This is a genomic window from Pseudomonas sp. lyk4-R2A-8, from assembly GCF_030209095.1.
Classification (GTDB): Bacteria; Pseudomonadota; Gammaproteobacteria; order Pseudomonadales; family Pseudomonadaceae; genus Aquipseudomonas; species Aquipseudomonas quebecensis.
The window spans coordinates 311,190-330,065 of sequence record NZ_JARVSS010000004.1 but is presented as its reverse complement, the minus strand read 5'-3'; the positions used below and the strand labels follow the sequence as shown (position 1 = coordinate 330,065).

The window sequence follows — 18,876 nt, the reverse complement described above, 5'->3', positions numbered from 1 at the left end:
CCATTTGATTGACCTCATTCGGCCCCTGGCCGCGAGGATGTATGCAACCGGAACACTTCGACTTATCCAGCCCCGTCTTCCTGCCGGTCACCGACGAAACCTGCAGCGCCTTGCTCGGTGCCGACGGTGCCGCGCACCTGGACAGCCTGACGGACCCGGAGCTGGCCGCGATACTGGTCATTCAGAATCTGGCGCAGGCCGCGCAAGCCGACCTCAACGGCGCGGCCGCCGAGCGTGTGCTCGTCAAGTTGATGGGGTGGGTGGTGAACGCGCCGACGTCCGGCACGCCGGCATTGCTGTCCGAAGCGCGGCGCCTGTTTGACCCGCGCAAGTTGTACTTCGGCATCAATGCGCTCAAAAACCTCAACCTGCGCCTGCTATTGCCCGAAGAAGTCGCGGCGCGCGATTACCTGTTGCCCGACGGCCAGTGGGATGTGACCTTCAAAGTCCGACAGCGGCGCAGCAACGACCCCTTCAGCCAGCAGATGATCACCCCCCGGCACCGTGAGCGTTGGCTCAGCCCGGCCCAGGACAAGCTGGTGCGCACCTTTCGCGCGAATCTCAATGAAGACCTGCATGTGCAGGGTTACGCCGGTATCGGCAAGAGCCATCTGCTGGGCGCGTTGCTGGAATGCCTGCGCCCGGAAAAAACTCTGGTCCTGGCGCGCACCGGGGCCAAACTCGCCACGCTTCGCGAGCGCATGGGGCTGGCGCGGGACGGCAAGGCCGGTTCGACCTTCGCCGCCTTTGCCAAGGCCCTGTTGCAGGCGGGGCGCCCCGGCGCGGACAAAACGCCGGCCCGATTGCCCGGCAAACAGGCGGTGTCCCAAGCCCTGGATATCCTGGGGTGGCGCGGCCACGATGGCCAAGCGACGCTGAATGTGTGCCTCAAGGTGCTTGAGAACTACTGCACCTCCAGCCATCACAGCCTCTCGGCCCGGCACTTGCCCCACTTCAAGCACGCCTTGAGCAGCCTGGATGCCCAAGTCTTGCTGGAATACGCAAGCCGCGTTTGGACGTACCTGGAGCGCAACCCGCAGTGGGTCAGCCAGACCGAGTTTGCCACCCTGTGGTTGATCAAGCGCGCCAGCCTGGCGGGCTGCGAGGTGCCACCGCGCTTTACCCATGTGTTGATCGATGAAAGCCAGGACATCCCGGCCTCGTTGCTGCAGATCATTGAGCGCGGCCGTCAGGTGTTGATTACCTTGGGCGACGAATACCAGCTGGCCACAGGCGTGATGGTGCGGCGCAAACGCGAAGTCCGGCACACCGATATCAGCTACTCGGTGCGTTCCGGTCGCAATGTCGAACGCCTGGTCAACCCGTTGATCAGCGTGCACTCGCAGAAGAGCAAGGTTCCGTTCGAAGGCGCGCGGGACGCCGATGTCGGCATCGAGCATTACCCTCAGGGTTTCGTGCCGCCCGAAGGCTGCGTCGTGTTGACCGCGTCCCACTGGGACACCATGAAGTGGGCAATCCAGTTGCAGCAGGCCAATTGCCCGTTCGGCGTGTTCGACAGCGCAGCGCAGCGCGATCTGGAACGTTTCATGATCAGCGCCATTGCCCTGTTCAAACCGCAGTTTTACAGCACCGAACACACCGACAAAGGCCCTCACGCCTATTTCAGCGACCTGGCCGACTGGCAGCAGGTGCGCGAGGCCGGCCAGTTCGACGAAGCGTTCCTGTGGGTCGAGGACGAGCTGGAGAAAGGCTTCAATGTGGCCGATGTGACCCGTCTGAACCGGTTGAGCGGCCAGCCTGACAAGTGCTGCCGGCTGATGCTTGCACAGGAGGCCGGCGGCATGGAGTTTGACAGCGTGCTGCTCACCCCGGCACTGCTGACCAATGTGAAATTCAAGGATGCCTATGCGTTCGACCAGCGACTGTGCGAGGTGTATATCGCGATTTCAAGAGCCAGGCGGCAGCTGTACCTGCCTTACGATGTGGTCGAGTGGATCGATTACCACAAGTATCAGAAGACCCGTGAAACTCATGGTTATTAGAAAATTGGTTCGGTTGTTTCACAACTTTCAAGCGCCCCTCTGGACAACCCAAAATCGCCTTGCTAGTTTCCGCCAGCCGCATGTTTCAGAATATGACAACGGCAACGCATTGATATTGAAGTGGCATCACTTCTTTAACCAACAAGGATGTCTCCGATGAAAAGCCTGCAAGGGTTGCCCCGTCTGATCAGCGCTTCGGTGGGTGCTCCCGGTAAAGCCCGCAATTTGCCCGCCGATGTGCAGTGCATCCAGTATCTCTTCAATCTGATCATTCCGAAGATGGGCGCTCCACTGGCCGAAAACGGCAAGTGCGACGGCCAGTTGGTGCAGTGCATCAGCCAGTACCAGTTCCGTCACCTCAAATATGCTCACCCCGACGGCGTGATCGACCCCACCGGCCGCACGTTCAACAGCCTGATCGAAGAAGCGGTAAAGGTGCCGGTGAAGGCCTCGCCGACCCTGCGTATCCCAACGTTCCTCAACGGCTTCGGCAATAACCAGGGCGACGCGGTGCACGCCACGGTCAATGTGTACCTGGACCGCATGCGCGCGATGATCGAGGCAGAGCGGCGCAACCGCCAACTGATGTTGCAGCCCACCTGCGACGGCGGCATGACCCTCTCCGATACAGACTTCCAGAACGCCGCCACCCAGTTGGGCAATGGCATTTCGGTGAACATCATCAAGGCCTTCGCCACCGTGGAATCGGGCGGGCGTTCAGGGTTCGGGCCGGCCAAGTTGCCGGTGATCGCCTTCGAAGGGCACTTGTTTCGCAAATACACCAAGGGCATCTACGACCAGGCGCACCCGCTGCTGTCTTACCCCTACGTGAAAAAGGCCGGGCCGCAGTGGCAGGTCAATAACAAGGACCAGATCAAGGCCTGGGAAACCATGGCCACCGCGTTTGCCCTGGACCAGGAAGCGGCCTTGATGTCGGCGTCGTGGGGCATGTTCCAGATCATGGGGTTCAACTTTTCGTCGTGCGGTTACAAGACGGTGTTTGAATTTGCGGCAGCCTTGAAAGTGAATGCCGGCAACCAACTCAAAGCCTTCCTGGGTTTCTGCAGCAAGAGCCCGGCCTTGATGAAAGCCATGAAGGCCAAGGATTTCACCGGCATGGCGCGCAACTACAATGGCGAGGACTACGGCAACTACGATGTCCTGATGAAGAAAGCCTACGAAAAACTTGAAGGGAAAAAATAGGATGACGCGTTTTCTGACGATGGGTGTGTTGTCGTTGTGCTGTGCAATGCCGGCATTGGCCGCCAGCAGCGCTTTGCATTCGGGCAAGTACGAGGGCCTGATGCTGGCGGTTACGCCGCAGCAGCAGGTCGAAGGTTACTACGCCGAAGAAATGGGCGAGGGCGTCACCCGGGGCTGCACGTTTTACCTGCAGGGCAAGCCCGGTGCGCTGACGACCTGGGGCCAGGAGGCTTATCCGGGCAGCGTGGCACCGTCCGCCGATGGCGTGACCCTGACCGTGGAACAGGGCCGCCAGCATCCCGGCTGCCTGAACGTGCTGATGCCGGAAATCGCCACCGGCCTGGACCTGAGCCAGACCGCCAGCAAAAACTGGATCGGCCTGGTCACGGTGTCCGCCGATAAGGCTTACCTGCAGAAAACCCCCGGTGCCAAGGTCGCCAAGCGCCCGTACATCGTCAAGCGTGACGTGGTCGGTGTGCTGGCGTACAAGGACGGCTGGGCGCAGGTCGAGTTCGTCAACGCCGAGGGCCGTTCGTCCATCGGCTGGATCAGTCAGGACCAGTACAGCCGTCTGGCGGCGCCCACCGCGCAAAACTGAGCCGTAAAAAAACGCCGCCGTGTGCCAGGGCACGCGGCGGCGTTTTTGTGTGCGGGTTTCAGCCCTTGTTGCGGCTGAACAGCTTACGGATACCGGCGAGCAGTGCCACCACGCCGATCACCAGAAACTTCTTCGCCGCCAGCAGGAAAATGCCGATCTTGGCGAACAGCCCGGCCTTCGCGGCGATTCCGCCGGCTACCAGCGCCGCCAGGCCATAGGTGGCCATTTTGTCGGTGGTGGGGTTGAAGTCGGTGTACAGGTTGCCATCGGTGAAGTTGGTAAAGGCCAGCACCTTGGGCAACTCTTGCTTGATGGTAGGCAGGTCGGCCATGGCGGCGACGGCGTTGAGCTCCAGCACGCCTTCACGGCCCAGCACGCGGATGCTGTAGTTGAGGGTGTTCTGATCGGCGTCGTCGGCTTTCAGTTCGCGGGCCCAGTACATTTTGTGGGTGGTGTCGTCGTAATGCGGCGGCTCGGCCCAGCCCAGCAGGTGCAGGCCGGCGTAGCCTTGTTTCTGGCGCTCCTGGTTCTCGGCTTCGTCTTCTTCCTGCATCTGTTTGAGCAGATCGGCGTAGTCGATTTTTGCCGCATCCTCGTCGGAAATATGCCCATCGGCCTTGTAGCTGACGATCACACCCCAGCCGCGCTCGGACAGCGGGCTGACGGCTTTGGGCACAATCATGCCCAGGGTCTTGAAGCCCGGCGGGTTGCCCCAGCCATCGGTCAGCAGGCGCTCGGTGTCGGCCGGGTCGAGGTAGTAGAACTCGTCGTTGAGTTTCAGGGTGGCGATACCGCTGGGCAGGGTGACCGTACCGGTTTTTTTCTTGAGCGAGGCCAGGAAATGTTCGGCGGTTTCAGCCGGCTCGGCGGCGGCACTGGCTTCGACCGGAGCAGGCGTGGCGGCGGCGAAGGCGGGGAGGGCGGGCAGGCTCAGAGCGGCCGCCGCGAGTAATAAGCGGAGGTAATTCACGGTAGTCCCTTACAATTTGAATTAATTTCGCGAAAGGATAACTGAAAAACCTGCTATGGGGCATTCAAATAAGTCTCAACCGAACGTCTCGTGCAGCAGCGCGGCAAAGGCATCGCGCGCCAGATGTCGCTGGGTGTCTTTGTGCCAGAACAGCAGATTGTCCACCGCCTGCAGCTCCGCGAACCGGTAGGACGTCAACTGGCTGGCCTGCTCGTAGCGAGCCAGAATGCCTTCCGGCGCCAACGCCACGCCGATGCCGGCGCTCACGCACCCGATAATCGTGCCCCAACTGGCGTAGCTGGCCGTGCTAGGTGTGACGTTATGGGGTTTGAGCCAGTTCTCCAGCGCCGCGCGATAGGGGCAACCGGTTGGCCACACCAGCAGGGTGCGGCCCGCCAGGTCCTGCGCGCCTTGGATCGGCGCGCTGCATGCGCTGGCGACCAGTACCAGGCGTTCGCGGTAGACCACGCTGTGTTCGAGCTTGGCGCGCGGGCTGCCTGCAGCTACCAGGGCCACATCCAGGCGATGGTGTTGCAGGTCGTCGAGTAATTGGCTCCAGGCGCCGGTCACCAGTTCCAGGCTGACCTGCGGGTAACGCCGGTGATACTCCGCCAGCAATGGCGGAAGACGGCCGCTGGCGCTGGATTCCACCGCGCCGATGCGTAAGGTGCCACGGGGGATGGCAGTGGCATCCACTGCCCGTTTGGACTCATCCACCAGAGCCAGGATGCGCTCGCAATAGTCGAGAAAAATCTCACCCGCCGCGCTGATCGCCAGCCCGCGTCCGGCGCGGATAAATAACGGCGTGCCCAGTTCGCTCTCCAGCTGCTTGATGCGCGTGGTGATGTTGGACGGCACGCAATGCAGTTGCACGGCTGCCTGGGCCACGCTGCCCGTCTGCGCCACGGCGCGCACCATTTTCAGTTGGGCCAGTTCCATTGCTCAATTCCCGTGATTTCAGAAGTCAGAAACGCTTAATTGTCCTGCGCCGCGACCCAGCCAAGACTGACAGCCTTCTTTCGCGGTTTCTGGACATTCTCGATGAACACCCCGTCACGCCTGAAGCTTACGCTAGTCACCGCCAGCGTGATCCTCTGCTGGGCCTATTCGCCGATTGGCGTGCATCTGGGTCTGCACAGCTACAGCCCCGGCCAGCTGGCGTTGTTGCGCTTTTTGATCGCGTCGCTGTTTATGGCCGGGGTGGCGCTGGTACTGGGCATCGGCCGACCGCGCTGGCGGGACGTGCCCTGGTTGCTGGTGCTGGGGTTCTTCGGCGTGTTCCTGCACCACACAGCCCTCAACTATGGACAGCAATGGGTCACGGCGGCGGCTTCCAGCGTATTGGCGCAGTCGGCACCGCTGTTCAGTGTGCTGATCGCGTTTTTGGTTTTGAAGGAGCGGGTGAGTGTGTGGCGTTGGGTGTGTGTGTCATTGGGGCTGGTCGGGGTAGGGGTGGTGATCTGCGGTGATCGGGGCATCGGCGAGATCGACCCACGCGGCGTGCTGATCCTGCTGGCGGCGCTGTCCTGGAGTGTGTATTTCGCCCTTCAGAAACACTACGCCCATCGATACAGCCCGCTGACCATGGCGTGCTACATGGTGTGGGCGGGCACCCTGATGCTCTGCGTGAACCTGCCGGACCTGCCCGCGGCGGTACTGCGGGCACCGGTTGCAGAGAACCTGGCGGTGCTGGTGCTGGGCATTTTCCCCAGCGCTCTGGCCTATCTGGCGTGGGGCTATGTGTTGAAACATGTGGAGGTCAGCCGCGCGGCGGTGGCGATGTACCTGATTCCGCCAGTGGCGATGCTGATGGCCGCCACTCTGCTGGGTGAGCAGGTGACGCCGTGGGTGGTGCTCGGCGCGCTGATCGTGCTGGCCAGCGTGGCGGCCATCAGTCTGGAGGGGCGCTGGCGCTTAGTCGTGCAGGCAAAACGCGCGTAACCGGTGGCCGTCCAGGTCCTGGGCGACGAAGGTGTAGCCGAAGTCCGCGGCCGTCGGTGACTGGATGATCGTGGCGCCACGTGCGGACCACTGCGCGTGCAAGGTGTCCACGGCGGTTTTGTCCGCCAGTGATAGCCCCACTTCAGCGCCGCCGCCCGTCAGCGTGGCGGCCGGTTCCACTGTGTGCCGCGACCACAGCCCCAGCTTGACGCCGTTATCGAGTATGAACAGGGCAAAGGTCGGGTTCAGTTCCACGGGTGGCTTGTCGAGCAGCCGGCTGTAGAAATTGGCGCTGGTGGCCGGACTGTCGACATACAGCAGGAAATAATGAGCGACGGTAGACATGCAGGTTCCTTGAGGGCAGGCGATTGAATGGGTCCAGTCTAAAAGGTCGCACTGTCAGTTCTTGTCAGGAGCGTGCGCTTGCGTTGGAACCTGGCCGGTATACAGCTGGATGATTTCGTCGATCTCTCCCGACACTTTCATACGCAGCAATGTACGCAGGATCTGCTGTACCGGCAGTTTCGGATCGTTGCGCACGATGCAGCCAAGACTCAGCTCATCGACCACCGCGACCTTGTGCAGACGGTGCTCAGGCGTCAGGGTCTGATTGAAGCGGTCCACCGTCCACTCGTTGATCACCGCATACTGAAAGCGCCCGGCCAGGAGTTTGTGCAATACCTGCTCCTCGCTGCGCGCCTCGTCGCGGGTCAGCCGGCCGCTGGCGAACAGTGCCGCCAGGCCGGTGTAGCGGTAATTGAGCACGGTGCCGATGGCTTGTGGCGCCAGCTCGGCCAGCGTGACCGGCTGCTCGCTCGTACTGACCAGGACACTGCGCTGCATCATCAGCGGCACGCTCCAGGCGTAGTCTCCCGGCAGGTCATCCAGCCAGGCCTGGGTGACATAACAGCGCACATCAATATCGCCATGGAGCATGGCGGTGGCGATGCGCGCGCGTGCCAGCACCTGGAACCGGGCCGGTTGGCCGAGCTGATTGGCCAGGCTCGCCATCACGTCATACATAATCCCTTGGGTAGGCTGGCCGTTTTCCAGCTGCACCATGGGCATCGCCCAGCTGTCGGAAACCGAAAAGCGCAGCGGGGCGGGCGCCGCCAGGCTGGCCGTGGTAATCATCCATAAAGCGCCCAGGACTACGCGCATACACTCTCCGGGTTCAGGCCGATTGGGGGCCAGTGAGCAGAGCTTAGTCAGATTAGACGAGCGTGCCGGATGCAATTTCCCCCTTGCTCCGCTAGCATTACCGGCTTCCGCTTCCCAGTTGCGACGGTTTTCGATGAGTTATCAGGTTCTTGCACGTAAATGGCGCCCGCGCTCGTTCCGCGAAATGGTCGGCCAGACCCATGTGCTCAAGGCTCTGATCAATGCCTTGGACAGCCAGCGGCTGCACCACGCCTACCTGTTCACCGGTACCCGCGGGGTCGGCAAGACCACCATTGCGCGGATCATCGCCAAGTGCCTGAACTGCGAGACCGGTATCACCTCGACGCCCTGCGGCACCTGTTCGGTGTGCCGGGAAATCGACGAAGGACGTTTCGTCGACCTGATCGAGATCGACGCCGCCAGCCGCACCAAGGTCGAAGACACCCGCGAGCTGCTGGACAACGTGCAGTACGCGCCGAGCCGAGGCCGCTTCAAGGTCTACCTGATCGACGAAGTGCACATGCTCTCCAGCCATTCCTTCAACGCCTTGTTGAAAACCCTGGAAGAGCCGCCGCCCTACGTCAAATTCATCCTGGCGACCACCGACCCGCAGAAACTTCCCGCAACTATTCTGTCGCGTTGCCTGCAGTTCTCCCTGAAGAACATGACCCCCGAGCGCGTGGTCGAGCATTTGACCCATGTGCTGGGCGTCGAGAACGTACCGTTCGAAGACGACGCGCTGTGGCTGCTGGGCCGCGCGGCCGATGGCTCGATGCGTGATGCCATGAGCCTTACCGACCAGGCCATCGCCTTCGGTGAAGGCAAGGTCATGGCCGCCGATGTGCGTGCCATGCTCGGCACGCTGGATCACGGCCAGGTCTTCGACGTGCTGCACGCGTTGATCGATGGTGACGCCAAGGCATTGCTGGAAGCCGTGCGCCATTTGTCGGAGCAAGGCCCGGACTGGAACGGCGTGCTCTCGGAAATTCTCAATGTGCTGCACCGCGTGGCTATCGCCCAGGCGCTGCCCGAGGGGGTCGACAACGGCCATGGCGACCGCGACCGCGTGCTGGCGCTGGCCCAGGCATTGCCGGCCGAAGACGTGCAGTTCTATTACCAGATGGGCCTGATCGGCCGTCGCGACCTGCCCCTGGCGCCGGACCCGCGCGGCGGGTTTGAGATGGTGCTGTTGCGCATGCTGGCGTTCCGGCCCGCCGATACGGCGGACGCACCGAGACAGCCGCTAAAGCCAGTGGGAATCAGCCAGGCCACAGTTGATTCCGCCAAATCCGTGGCTGGCGTCGCCGTGGTCGCGCCAGTCGTTGCCGCGCCGGCGCTTGTAGAGCCTCCAGCGGCGCCGGCGCCGGTGGTGGAACCGGTGGCGGTTGAACCCCCTGAGCCTGTGGCGGAGGTCGACCTGCCGTGGAACGCGCCGGCGGACGCCGAGCCCGAGCCCGAACTGCAGCCCGCCGTCGAGCCGGTGCTGGAAACCCTCGGTGAGCAGCCCGAGCTGACCCCGATGCCCACGCCGACGCCTGACAGCGCAGTGCCGGATGCGCCGGAGTGGGTCAGCGCGCCGGTGCCCGAGCCAACGGTGGCACAGGTCGAAGCGGCCACGCCGGGCATCGATCTCGACGATGAGCCGCCGCTGGATGAAGATTACATCGAACCGGACATGGATTCGGCCTACAGCTACCTGGACGAGTTGGCCAGCGAACACGCCGCCGAACCGGCCCCGGAGCCCGAGCCGGAACCCGCCGCGGCGCCGGCCACCGGCCTGGCCCTGCAGTGGCTGGAACTGTTCCCGAAATTGCCGATTTCCGGCATGACCGGCAGCATCGCCGCCAACTGCACGCTGGTCGCCATCGAGGGCGACCACTGGTCGCTGCACCTGGACCCGGCCCACAGCGCCCTGTTCAACGCGACCCAGCAGCGTCGCCTGAACGACGCGTTGAACCAGTACCACGGTCGCCCGTTGACGATCAGCATCGAATTGATCAAGCCTGAGCAGGAAACCCCGGCCCAGGCCGCGACCCGCCGACGTCTGAACCGCCAGCGGGAAGCCGAGGAAGCGATCCACACCGATCCGCTCATCCAGCAAATGATGCAACAGTTCGGCGCAGTGGTCCGCCACGATACTATTGAACCTGTCGAAGCCCCGGTGCCTCAGGCGTCATGACACCGGGCTACTAACTTGATCCACGTACTTTTGAGGTGATTCCCATGATGAAAGGTGGCATGGCCGGCCTGATGAAGCAGGCGCAGCAGATGCAGGAAAAAATGGCCAAGATGCAGGAAGAACTGGCCAACGCCGAAGTCACCGGTAAAGCCGGTGGCGATATGGTCAGCGTGGTGATGACGGGTCGCCATGACATCAAGCGCGTGAGCATTGACCCGAGCCTGCTCGAAGGCGTCAGCGATGATGACCGTGAGGTGCTGGAAGATCTGTTCGCGGCTGCCGTGAACGACGCCGTGCGCAAGATCGAAGCCAACAGCCAGGACAAAATGTCCGGTGTGACCGCCGGCATGCAACTGCCGCCGGGCATGAAGCTGCCGTTCTGATCCACAGGCATTGGCTAGACTCAAATGCCAGGCATCGCGCCTGGCATTTTTGTTTATGCCGATCCGATCGAACCCCGGCCCGGCATCGATGGTCTGCACCCTATACCGACGAATTCGATAAGGAGCCCTCTGATGCCTCAAGAACCGACACTCAACCAGCGAATTGTTCTGGTCTCGCGCCCCAAAGGCGCACCGACACCGGAGAATTTCCGCCTGGAACGTGTGACCCTGCCGGAGCTGGCGGACGGCCAGGTGCTGCTTAAGACGCTTTACCTGTCCCTCGATCCTTATATGCGCGGGCGGATGAGTGACGCACCGTCCTACGCGGCACCGGTTGAAATAAACGAGGTAATGACGGGTGGCGCTGTAAGCCGTATCGAACAGTCGCGTCATCCGAAATTTGAAGTGGGTGATCTGGTGGTCGGTGCCACTGGCTGGCAGAGTCACAGCATTTCCGATGGCAGCAACCTGATACCGGTGCCTAATGGCCTCGCCAGCCCGTCCATGGCCCTGGGTGTATTGGGCATGCCTGGCATGACCGCCTATATGGGCTTGATGGACATCGGCCAGCCAAAGGCCGGCGAAACCCTGGTGGTGGCTGCAGCGTCCGGTGCGGTGGGCTCGGTGGTGGGGCAGGTGGCCAAGCTCAAGGGCTTGCGTGTGGTCGGCGTCGCCGGCGGCGCGCAAAAGTGCCGCTATGTGGTGGATGAGTTGGGCTTCGATGCCTGTATCGACCATAAAAGCGAGGACTTCGCCGATGAGCTGGCTCAGGCCTGCTTCAATGGCGTAGATATCTATTTCGAAAACGTCGGCGGCAAGGTGTTCGATGCAGTGATGCCGCTGCTCAACCCCAAGGCGCGGGTGCCGTTGTGCGGCTTGATCGCCGGTTACAACGCCCATGAAGCGCCCAGCGGCCCCGACCGCTTGCCGGCCCTGCAACGCACATTGCTGACCAAGCGCGTGCGTATCCAGGGCTTTATCGTGTTCGACGACTACGGCGACCGCCAGCCCGAATTCCTCAGCGCCATGGCGCCGTGGGTGCGCGACGGTAAGATCAAGTTCCGCGAAGACGTGGTCGACGGCCTGGAACAGGCGCCTGAAGCTTTTATCGGCCTGCTCGAAGGGCGTAACTTCGGCAAGCTGGTGGTGCGCGTCGCGCAGGATTGATCATTTGACGCTAATCCGGGGCGCGGGTATAAACCGCGTCTCGTCGTTTTGTCGGACCCATGCCCCATGAGCTTCAGCCCCCTGATTCGTCAACTGATCGACGCCCTGCGCACGTTGCCGGGCGTCGGCCAGAAAACCGCCCAGCGCATGGCGCTGCAACTGCTGGAGCGTGATCGCAGCGGCGGCACTCGCCTGGCCCAGGCCCTGAGCCAGGCCATGGAGGGCGTTGGCCATTGTCGCCAATGCCGCACCCTCACCGAAGAAGAACTCTGCCCGCAATGCGCCGACCCGCGCCGCGACGACACCTTGCTGTGCGTGGTGGAAGGGCCGATGGATGTATACGCGGTGGAGCAGACCGGCTATCGCGGACGCTACTTCGTGCTCAAGGGCCACCTTTCGCCGCTTGACGGCCTGGGGCCGGAAGCCATCGGCATCCCGCAACTGGTGGCGCGCATCGAGGAACAAGGCACCTTTACCGAAGTCATCCTCGCCACTAACCCCACGGTGGAAGGCGAAGCGACCGCGCATTACATCGCGCAACTGCTGACCAACAAAGGCCTGATCACCTCGCGTATCGCCCACGGCGTGCCGTTGGGTGGCGAGCTGGAACTGGTGGACGGCGGCACCCTGGCGCATTCGTTCGCTGGTCGCAAGCCGATCGCTCTCTAAAGACCACCGCAGGACCCACTGCTATCGGGGGCAAGTCCCCTCCCACATTTTGAGACGGTTCTTTCAGTTAGTACTGGGGGAACAGTATGGATTGGCAATGCCGCAAACTACGCGGTGCTGCGCCGTATGATCCAGCCCAGGCAATGACTGTCAAAGGTGGGAGGGGGCTTGCCCCCGATGGCGTCAGTCCGGGCAACCGTTAACGATCAGTCAACGCAAACTGCGTCAGGCAAAAAACCGGAATCCCCATATCTTCCAAGCGTTGCGAGCCGCCCAGCTCCGGCAAATCAATAATCGCCGCCGCTTCGAAGACCTTGGCTCCCATGCGCCGTACCAGGTTCGCCGCTGCGATCAAGGTACCGCCGGTGGCGATCAGATCATCGAATATCAGCACCGAGTCGCCTTCGCACAGGCTGTCGGCGTGCACTTCCAGGAAGGCTTCGCCGTATTCGGTCTGGTAACCCTCGGCCAGCACGTCGGCCGGCAGCTTGCCTTGTTTGCGGAACAGGATCAGCGGCTTGTTCAACTGGTAGGCAATGATCGAACCGATCAGAAAGCCACGGGCGTCCATCGCGCCGATATGGGTGAAGTCGGCCTCTACGTAGCGCTGGGCAAAGCTGTCAGCCACCAGGCGCAGGGCCTTGGGCGATTGGAACAGCGGCGTGATGTCACGGAAGATCACCCCAGGCTTGGGGAAGTCGATGACGGGGCGGATCAGGGATTTGATGTCGAACGAGTCGAAGGTCATCGTCGAAGAGTCCTGGGTGCGGAAAACGGACTCGAAGTATACCTGCGGCCTCGCCGATTGGCGCGGCCGCAGGTGTCTGCATCAACCTTCCAGGGAGCCTCCGGCCAGCGCGCACAGCTGGATCGGGTCGAGGATGTGCACTTCCTTGCCTTCGGCGGCGAGCAATTCGTTCTGCTGGAAACGGGTGAATACGCGGGACACGGTTTCTACCGCCAGGCCCAGGTAGTTGCCGATTTCGTTACGCGACATGCTCAGGCGGAACTGGTTGGCCGAGAACCCACGGGCACGGAAACGGGCCGACAGGTTGACCAGGAACGTAGCGATGCGCTCGTCGGCGGTTTTTTTCGACAACAGCAGCATCATTTGTTGGTCGTCACGGATCTCGCGGCTCATCACGCGCATCAACTGGCGACGCAGTTGCGGCAATTGCAGAGCCAGCTCATCCAGGCGCTCAAAGGGGATTTCGCATACTGAGGTGGTCTCCAGCGCCTGGGCCGACACCGGATGAATCTCGGTGTCCATGCCCGACAGCCCCACCAGTTCACTGGGCAGATGGAAGCCGGTGATCTGTTCCTCGCCGCCATCGCTCAGGCTGAAAGTCTTCAACGCGCCGGAACGTACTGCATAGACGGAATCGAACTTGTCACCCTGGCGAAACAGAAACTCGCCTTTTTTCAGCGGGCGACCGCGTTTAACGATGTCGTCCAGCGCATCCATGTCTTCCAGATTCAGCGAAAGTGGCAGGCAGAGGGGCGCCAGGCTGCAATCCTTGCAATGGGCCTGGCTGTGAGCGCGCAGTTTGACTGGCTCAGACATTTCTTAAATCCTTGTGGGAAAACACACATAATGCGTAAGGGTAACGCACTGTGGTGCAGTCAGGCCAGCCTGTACAAAAAAGCAGCAATGGTATAGCAACCTGCGCAGCGTCCCGGCGTCGCTCGGCTTTCAGATCACCCGCGAAAACCGCTGCCGGTTCTGATGCTCCAGATAGGCATCGAACACCATGCATACCGAGCGCACCAGCAGCCGCCCGGCCGGAAGGACGCGAATGCCCTGCTCGTCGAGCACGATCAGGCCATCCGTGGCCATCGCCTCCAGTTGAGGCCAGAGGTCAGCGAAATACCCGCGAAAATCGATGTTGAAACGCTGCTCGACGGGTTCGAAAGCCAGGCTGAAATTGCAGATCAACTGCTGAATGACTTCGCGCCGCAAGCGGTCATCGGTGGTGCACACCAGGCCACGACTGGTGGCCAACTGCGCGCCGGCCAGGGTGTTCTGATAGCTGTTGAGGTCGCTGCCGTTCTGGCAATACAGGTCGCCGATCTGGCTGATCGCCGACACGCCCAGTCCGATCAGGTCGCAATGACCGTGTGTGGTATAGCCCTGGAAGTTGCGCTGCAGCCGGCCTTCCTCCTGGGCGATGGCTAGCTCGTCATCGGGCAGGGCGAAGTGGTCCATGCCGATGTAACGATAGCCGGCCTGGGTCAGCTGTTCGATGGTGGTCTGCAGCATCAGCAGTTTTTGCGCCGGCGAGGGCAGGTCGTCGCCGTTGATGCGCCGCTGGGGCATGAAACGCTCCGGCAGGTGCGCATAGTTGAACACCGATAGACGGTCCGGTTGCAGCTTGATGACTTCCTCCACGGTACGCGCGAAGTTGATCGGCGTCTGTTTGGGCAGGCCGTAGATCAGGTCGATGTTGATCGAGCGAAATTGCAGGGTGCGCGCCGCGTCGATCACCGCGCGGGTTTCTTCCAGGCTTTGCAGGCGGTTCACTGCGCGCTGAACCTCGGGGTCGAGGTCCTGCACGCCGATGCTCACGCGGTTGAAACCCAGTTCGCGCAGCAGGCCCATGGTGGCCCAGTCGGCTTCGCGTGGGTCGATCTCGATGCCATAGTCGCCGGAGTCATCGTCCAGCAGGTTGAAGTGCTGGCGCAGGCAGGCCATCACCTGGCGCAGTTCGTCGTGACTCAGGAAGGTCGGGGTGCCGCCGCCGAAGTGCAACTGTTCCACCGCCTGCCTGGGGTCCAGGTGGCAAGCCACCAGTTGAATCTCCTGTTCCAGGCGCTGCAGGTAGGCATGGGCGCGGCCACGGTCCTTGGTGATGACTTTGTTGCAGGCGCAGTAATAGCAAATGTTCGCGCAGAACGGCACGTGCACGTACAGCGACAGTGGCCGCGTGGCCTTGCGGCTGTCACGCAGGGCGTGGAGCAGGTCGAATGTTCCGACCTGGCTGTCGAATTGCACGGCGGTTGGGTAGGACGTGTAGCGCGGCCCTGCCAGGTCGTAGCGGTTAATCAGATCGGTGTCCCAACGAATGGCGTCGAGCATGCGGGCGTCCCCCGGATAGGCTAGTGGGCCGAGTCTAGGGGCTGGCCGGGGAGGGCGCCTTGATTTGCATCAACGGGGAGCGGCGCTATGCCACACGTTGTCTAGTGGCCCATCAACCAGTGCTGATGGGGGCCGGGCAGTGTCCAGATGCCGAAGAGCATTACCAGCATGCCGCCGGCCATGCGCACGCTGCGTTTGCGCAGGAGCGCGGTGACGCGTTCCGCCGCCAGCCCGGTGGCCAGCAACACCGGCCAGGTGCCAAGGCCGAACGCGAGCATCAGCAAGCCGCTGTCCAGCGCATTACCCTGGCTGGCCGCCCACAGCAAAGTGCTGTACACCAACCCGCACGGCAACCAGCCCCACAGCGCGCCCAGCAGCAGCGCGCGAGGCAGGCTGGACACCGGCAGCAACCGATTGGCAACCGGCTGGATATGCCGCCACAGGCCGCGACCGAGCTGTTCGATGCGGGTCAGGCCGCTCCACCACCCGGCCAGGTACAGGCCCATGCCGATCAACAGCAGACCGGCCAGCACTCGTAAGATCATCGCCGCCGGGCTATTGGCTACGGCCCAGCCGGCCATGCCGATCAACAGCCCGGCGCAGGCGTAACTGAGCACACGCCCCAGGTTGTACGCCAGCAGCAGACGAAAGCGGCGGCTGCGCTGTTGCTTGGGAATGGCCAGGGTCAGCGCCCCCATCAGGCCGCCGCACATGCCCAGGCAATGGCCGCCGCCGAGCAGGCCGAGGATCAGCGCGGAGACCAGCAATGGCGCCAGTTCAAACACGGGGTGGGTCCTGGGGCTTGGACGCCTGCTCGGGGCCGTTGGCTTCGTCGATGGCGGCCAGGTGGTTGGGGTCCTGGTCGTCGAACAGCACGCTGTGAGCCGGGCCGTCGAGGTCGTCGTACTGGCCGCTGTCCACGGCCCAGAAAAAGATGTAAATGGCCACGCCGACTAACAGCAGCGCCGCCGGAATCATCACGTATAAAGCTGGCATCTGCACTCCATGCCCGCGCGGCTCATGCCGGCAGCGGGCGGGTTACTTGGGGGGCGCCTGCGGCCGGCGCGCTCGGCACGCGAGTCAGGCGCAGGGCGTTGAGCACCACGGTCAACGAACTGAGGGACATGCCCACTGCCGCCCAAATGGGCGTGATCCAGCCCAAGGCGGCAAACGGCAGCATAAGGCCATTGTATAGACCCGCCCATACCAGGTTTTCAATGATCACCCGTCGGGTGCGCCGCGCCAGGCTGAAGGCCTGCACCAAGGCGTCCAGGCGGTTGGACAGCAGCACCGCGTCGGCGCTGGTCTTGGCCAGGTCGGTGGCCGAGCCCATGGCCACGCTGATATCGGCGGCGGCGAGTACCGGCACATCGTTGACGCCATCGCCGAGCATCAGCACGGTGCGGCCTTCCTGATGCAGGCGTTGCAGTACGTGCAGCTTGTCGTCGGGAAGCAGGCCACCGTGGGCCTCGTCGATACCCAGTTCAAGGGCGACGCTGGCGACCATCGGCGAGCTGTCCCCCGACAGCAGCAGAGTGCGCCAGCCACGTGCCTGGCAAGCCTGCAGCAAGGCCGGTGCATCGCTGCGCAGGCGGTCGTCGAGCACGAACCAGGCGAGGGGGCCTTGGCTGTCGCCGAGCAACAGCCATTGCCCGGCGGCGTCCGGCGAGGCGGGCAGCGGGCAGCCGCTGAGTTCGCACACGAACCCCGGCTGGCCGATGCGCAGCAGGCGTTCGCCCACACGCCCCTCCAGGCCGAGACCGGGGCTGCTGAGCACTTCGTCGGCGGCCAGCGGCGCGCGTCCGAAGGCACGGGCGATCGGGTGTTCGGAACGGTTTTCCAGAGCGGCGGCCAGGCCCAGGCAGGCGTCGCTGTCCAGCGTGCCCAAGGGACGAATCGCGCGCAGCGCCAGGCGCCCCTCGGTGAGGGTGCCCGTCTTGTCGAAAATCACCGTATCGATCTGGTTCAGGCCCTCCAGCACATGGCCGCGGGTCAGCAGCAGACCGAGTTTGTGCAGGGTGCCGGTGGCGGCGGTGAGGGCTGTCGGGGTGGCCAGGGACAGCGCGCACGGGCAAGTCGCTACCAGCATCGCCAGCACGATCCAGAAGGCTCGCGACGCATCCAGCTGCCACCACAGCAGGCCGATCAACGCGGCGGCGATCAACGAGCCCAGCAGGAACCATTGCGCGGCACGGTCGGCGATCCGGGCCAGGCGCGGCTTCTCGGCCTGGGCCCGCTCCAGCAGGCGCACGATGGCGGACAGTCGGGTGTCGTGGCCCAGGGCGCGTACTTCAACGGTCAACGCGCCTTCGACATTGAGGGTGCCGGCGGTGACGCTATCGCCGACCTGGCGCGCCTGCGGCAAGTACTCGCCGGTCAACAGCGATTCGTCGATGCTGGACTGACCGTCGAGGATCACCCCGTCCGCCGGCAGCACCGCGCCCGGGTGTACGTGGACCCGATCGCCCACGGCCAGTTCGCTGAGCAGAATGCGTTCGCTCTGGCCGTCGCTTTGCACGCGCAGGCACGAGGCGGGCAGCAGATTGACCAACTGTGCAGTGGCCGCAGCCGTGCGTTCGCGGGCTCGCCGCTCCAGGTAGCGCCCGGCCAGCAGGAACAGCGCGAACATGCCCACCGCATCGAAATAGAGCTCGCCGACACCGGTGATCGCGGTCCAGATTCCGGCCAGATAGGCCCCGCCAATGGCCAGGGACACCGACACGTCCATGGTCAGGTGGCGGGTACGCAGGTCGCGCAGTGCCCCCTTGAAGAACGGCGCGCAGCTGTAGAACACAATGGGGGTTGTCAGAAACATCGCCACCCAGCGCAGGATCACATGCAGCTCCGGGCTTAGATCAATATTGAATTCCGGCCAAGTGGCCATGGTTGCCATCATCGCCTGGAACCACAGCAACCCGGCTACACCCAGTTGGCGCAGGGCCAGGCGGTTTTCGCTGGCCAGTTGTTCGGCGGCGCGGTCCGCTTGATACGGATGGGCGGCGTAGCCGATATGGCGCAGTTCGCCGAGCACCTGGCTCAACGGCAGCTGCCCATCGGCCCAGCGGACCTGTAAACGATGGTTGGACAAGTTCAGTCGCGCCTCGGCCACGGCGGGCAGGCTGCGCAGATGCTTTTCGATCAGCCAGCCACAGGCCGCGCAACTGATGCCTTCCATCAGCAGGGTGGTTTCGGCCAGTTCGCCGTCATGGCGCACAAAGGGTTTTTGCACGTCGGCGCGGTCATACAGCGCCAACTCCTCTATCAGTTGCACCGGCAGCGCTTCGGGGTTGGCCGAGGCTTCGCTGCGATGCTGGTAATAGCTTTCCAGGCCCCCGGCCACAATCGCTTCGGCCACCGCCTGGCAACCGGGGCAGCAGAGTTCGCGGCGCTCGCCGAGGATCCGGGCGGTGAACCGGCTGCCGGGCGGCACGGGCAGGGCGCAGTGGTAGCAGGGGGTTGGGCTGGTCATGGCTTAGTTCCGCAGATCGTTCCCACGCTTTGCGTAGGAACGCCTCGCTGGACGCTC

The 18,876-nt window shown here is 63.1% G+C and carries 18 protein-coding genes; 8 read left to right on the top strand and 10 right to left on the bottom strand.

Features of this window, described 5'->3' with window-relative positions:
- Positions 1–41 precede the first annotated feature (41 nt).
- From QRN10_RS05895 to QRN10_RS05885, 3 genes are all read left to right on the top strand, one after another.
- Positions 42–2,003, top strand: a complete 1,962-nt coding sequence (locus QRN10_RS05895; RefSeq protein ID WP_285427998.1) for a hypothetical protein — start codon at positions 42–44, stop codon at positions 2,001–2,003.
- Positions 2,004–2,159: 156 nt separating this feature from the next.
- A complete protein-coding gene (locus QRN10_RS05890; RefSeq protein WP_285427997.1) occupies positions 2,160–3,206 on the top strand; it encodes an N-acetylmuramidase family protein in 1,047 nt (348 codons plus the stop codon).
- Position 3,207: 1 nt separating this feature from the next.
- Complete coding sequence (locus tag QRN10_RS05885; RefSeq protein WP_253508880.1) at positions 3,208–3,804, top strand: hypothetical protein; 597 nt, start codon at positions 3,208–3,210, stop codon at positions 3,802–3,804.
- Between the two features lie 58 nt (positions 3,805–3,862).
- On the opposite strand, the gene QRN10_RS05880 is transcribed toward QRN10_RS05885, so the two are convergent.
- Both QRN10_RS05880 and QRN10_RS05875 read right to left on the bottom strand, forming a co-directional pair.
- Complete coding sequence (locus tag QRN10_RS05880) at positions 3,863–4,774, bottom strand: DUF2167 domain-containing protein (protein ID WP_253508878.1); 912 nt, start codon at positions 4,772–4,774, stop codon at positions 3,863–3,865.
- A gap of 75 nt (positions 4,775–4,849) precedes the next feature.
- Positions 4,850–5,713: a LysR family transcriptional regulator gene (locus QRN10_RS05875; protein ID WP_285427996.1), complete on the bottom strand. Its 864-nt coding sequence runs from the start codon at positions 5,711–5,713 to the stop codon at positions 4,850–4,852.
- A 102-nt stretch (positions 5,714–5,815) separates the two neighbouring features.
- On the opposite strand from QRN10_RS05875, the gene QRN10_RS05870 reads away from it, so the two are divergent.
- Positions 5,816–6,715 (top strand): DMT family transporter, encoded by a 900-nt coding sequence (locus QRN10_RS05870; protein WP_285427995.1) that lies wholly within the window; start codon positions 5,816–5,818, stop codon positions 6,713–6,715.
- On the opposite strand, the gene QRN10_RS05865 is transcribed toward QRN10_RS05870, so the two are convergent.
- Positions 6,689–7,060, bottom strand: a complete 372-nt coding sequence (locus tag QRN10_RS05865) for a VOC family protein (RefSeq protein WP_181076089.1) — start codon at positions 7,058–7,060, stop codon at positions 6,689–6,691. The genes QRN10_RS05870 and QRN10_RS05865 overlap by 27 nt on opposite strands.
- 54 nt (positions 7,061–7,114) lie before the next feature.
- The gene (locus tag QRN10_RS05860) at positions 7,115–7,876 is read right to left on the bottom strand and encodes a substrate-binding periplasmic protein (RefSeq protein ID WP_253508874.1); all 762 of its coding nucleotides are present in this window, start codon (positions 7,874–7,876) and stop codon (positions 7,115–7,117) included.
- Positions 7,877–8,009: 133 nt separating this feature from the next.
- Here QRN10_RS05860 and dnaX point away from each other — a divergent pair, with 133 nt between their 5' ends.
- The 4 genes from dnaX to recR all read left to right on the top strand — a co-directional run bounded on the left by dnaX (position 8,010) and on the right by recR (position 12,274).
- Positions 8,010–10,055: a DNA polymerase III subunit gamma/tau gene (dnaX, locus tag QRN10_RS05855; protein ID WP_181076085.1), complete on the top strand. Its 2,046-nt coding sequence runs from the start codon at positions 8,010–8,012 to the stop codon at positions 10,053–10,055.
- 44 nt (positions 10,056–10,099) lie between these two features.
- Positions 10,100–10,438 carry a YbaB/EbfC family nucleoid-associated protein gene (locus QRN10_RS05850; RefSeq protein WP_017527493.1) on the top strand — a complete coding sequence of 113 codons (339 nt, stop codon included), beginning with the start codon at positions 10,100–10,102 and terminating at the stop codon, positions 10,436–10,438.
- A 132-nt stretch (positions 10,439–10,570) separates the two neighbouring features.
- On the top strand, positions 10,571–11,605 hold the full coding sequence (gene curA / locus QRN10_RS05845) for an NADPH-dependent curcumin/dihydrocurcumin reductase (protein ID WP_181076083.1): 1,035 nt from the start codon (positions 10,571–10,573) through the stop codon (positions 11,603–11,605).
- 66 nt (positions 11,606–11,671) lie between these two features.
- A complete protein-coding gene (gene recR, locus QRN10_RS05840) occupies positions 11,672–12,274 on the top strand; it encodes a recombination mediator RecR (RefSeq protein WP_014719453.1) in 603 nt (200 codons plus the stop codon).
- A 199-nt stretch (positions 12,275–12,473) separates the two neighbouring features.
- On the opposite strand, the gene QRN10_RS05835 is transcribed toward recR, so the two are convergent.
- The 6 genes from QRN10_RS05835 to QRN10_RS05810 all read right to left on the bottom strand — a co-directional run bounded on the left by QRN10_RS05835 (position 12,474) and on the right by QRN10_RS05810 (position 18,819).
- On the bottom strand, positions 12,474–13,022 hold the full coding sequence (locus tag QRN10_RS05835) for an adenine phosphoribosyltransferase (protein ID WP_181076081.1): 549 nt from the start codon (positions 13,020–13,022) through the stop codon (positions 12,474–12,476).
- Between the two features lie 81 nt (positions 13,023–13,103).
- A complete protein-coding gene (gene fnr / locus QRN10_RS05830) occupies positions 13,104–13,838 on the bottom strand; it encodes a fumarate/nitrate reduction transcriptional regulator Fnr (RefSeq protein ID WP_181076079.1) in 735 nt (244 codons plus the stop codon).
- A 129-nt stretch (positions 13,839–13,967) separates the two neighbouring features.
- Positions 13,968–15,350: an oxygen-independent coproporphyrinogen III oxidase gene (gene hemN, locus QRN10_RS05825; protein WP_181076077.1), complete on the bottom strand. Its 1,383-nt coding sequence runs from the start codon at positions 15,348–15,350 to the stop codon at positions 13,968–13,970.
- Positions 15,351–15,451: 101 nt separating this feature from the next.
- A complete protein-coding gene (locus tag QRN10_RS05820) occupies positions 15,452–16,135 on the bottom strand; it encodes a sulfite exporter TauE/SafE family protein (RefSeq protein ID WP_181076075.1) in 684 nt (227 codons plus the stop codon).
- Positions 16,128–16,346 carry a cbb3-type cytochrome oxidase assembly protein CcoS gene (gene ccoS / locus QRN10_RS05815; RefSeq protein ID WP_181076073.1) on the bottom strand — a complete coding sequence of 73 codons (219 nt, stop codon included), beginning with the start codon at positions 16,344–16,346 and terminating at the stop codon, positions 16,128–16,130. Before ccoS ends, QRN10_RS05820 begins: the two co-directional genes overlap by 8 nt.
- Positions 16,347–16,368: 22 nt before the next feature.
- The gene (locus tag QRN10_RS05810; RefSeq protein WP_285427993.1) at positions 16,369–18,819 is read right to left on the bottom strand and encodes a heavy metal translocating P-type ATPase; all 2,451 of its coding nucleotides are present in this window, start codon (positions 18,817–18,819) and stop codon (positions 16,369–16,371) included.
- Positions 18,820–18,876: the final 57 nt, after the last annotated feature.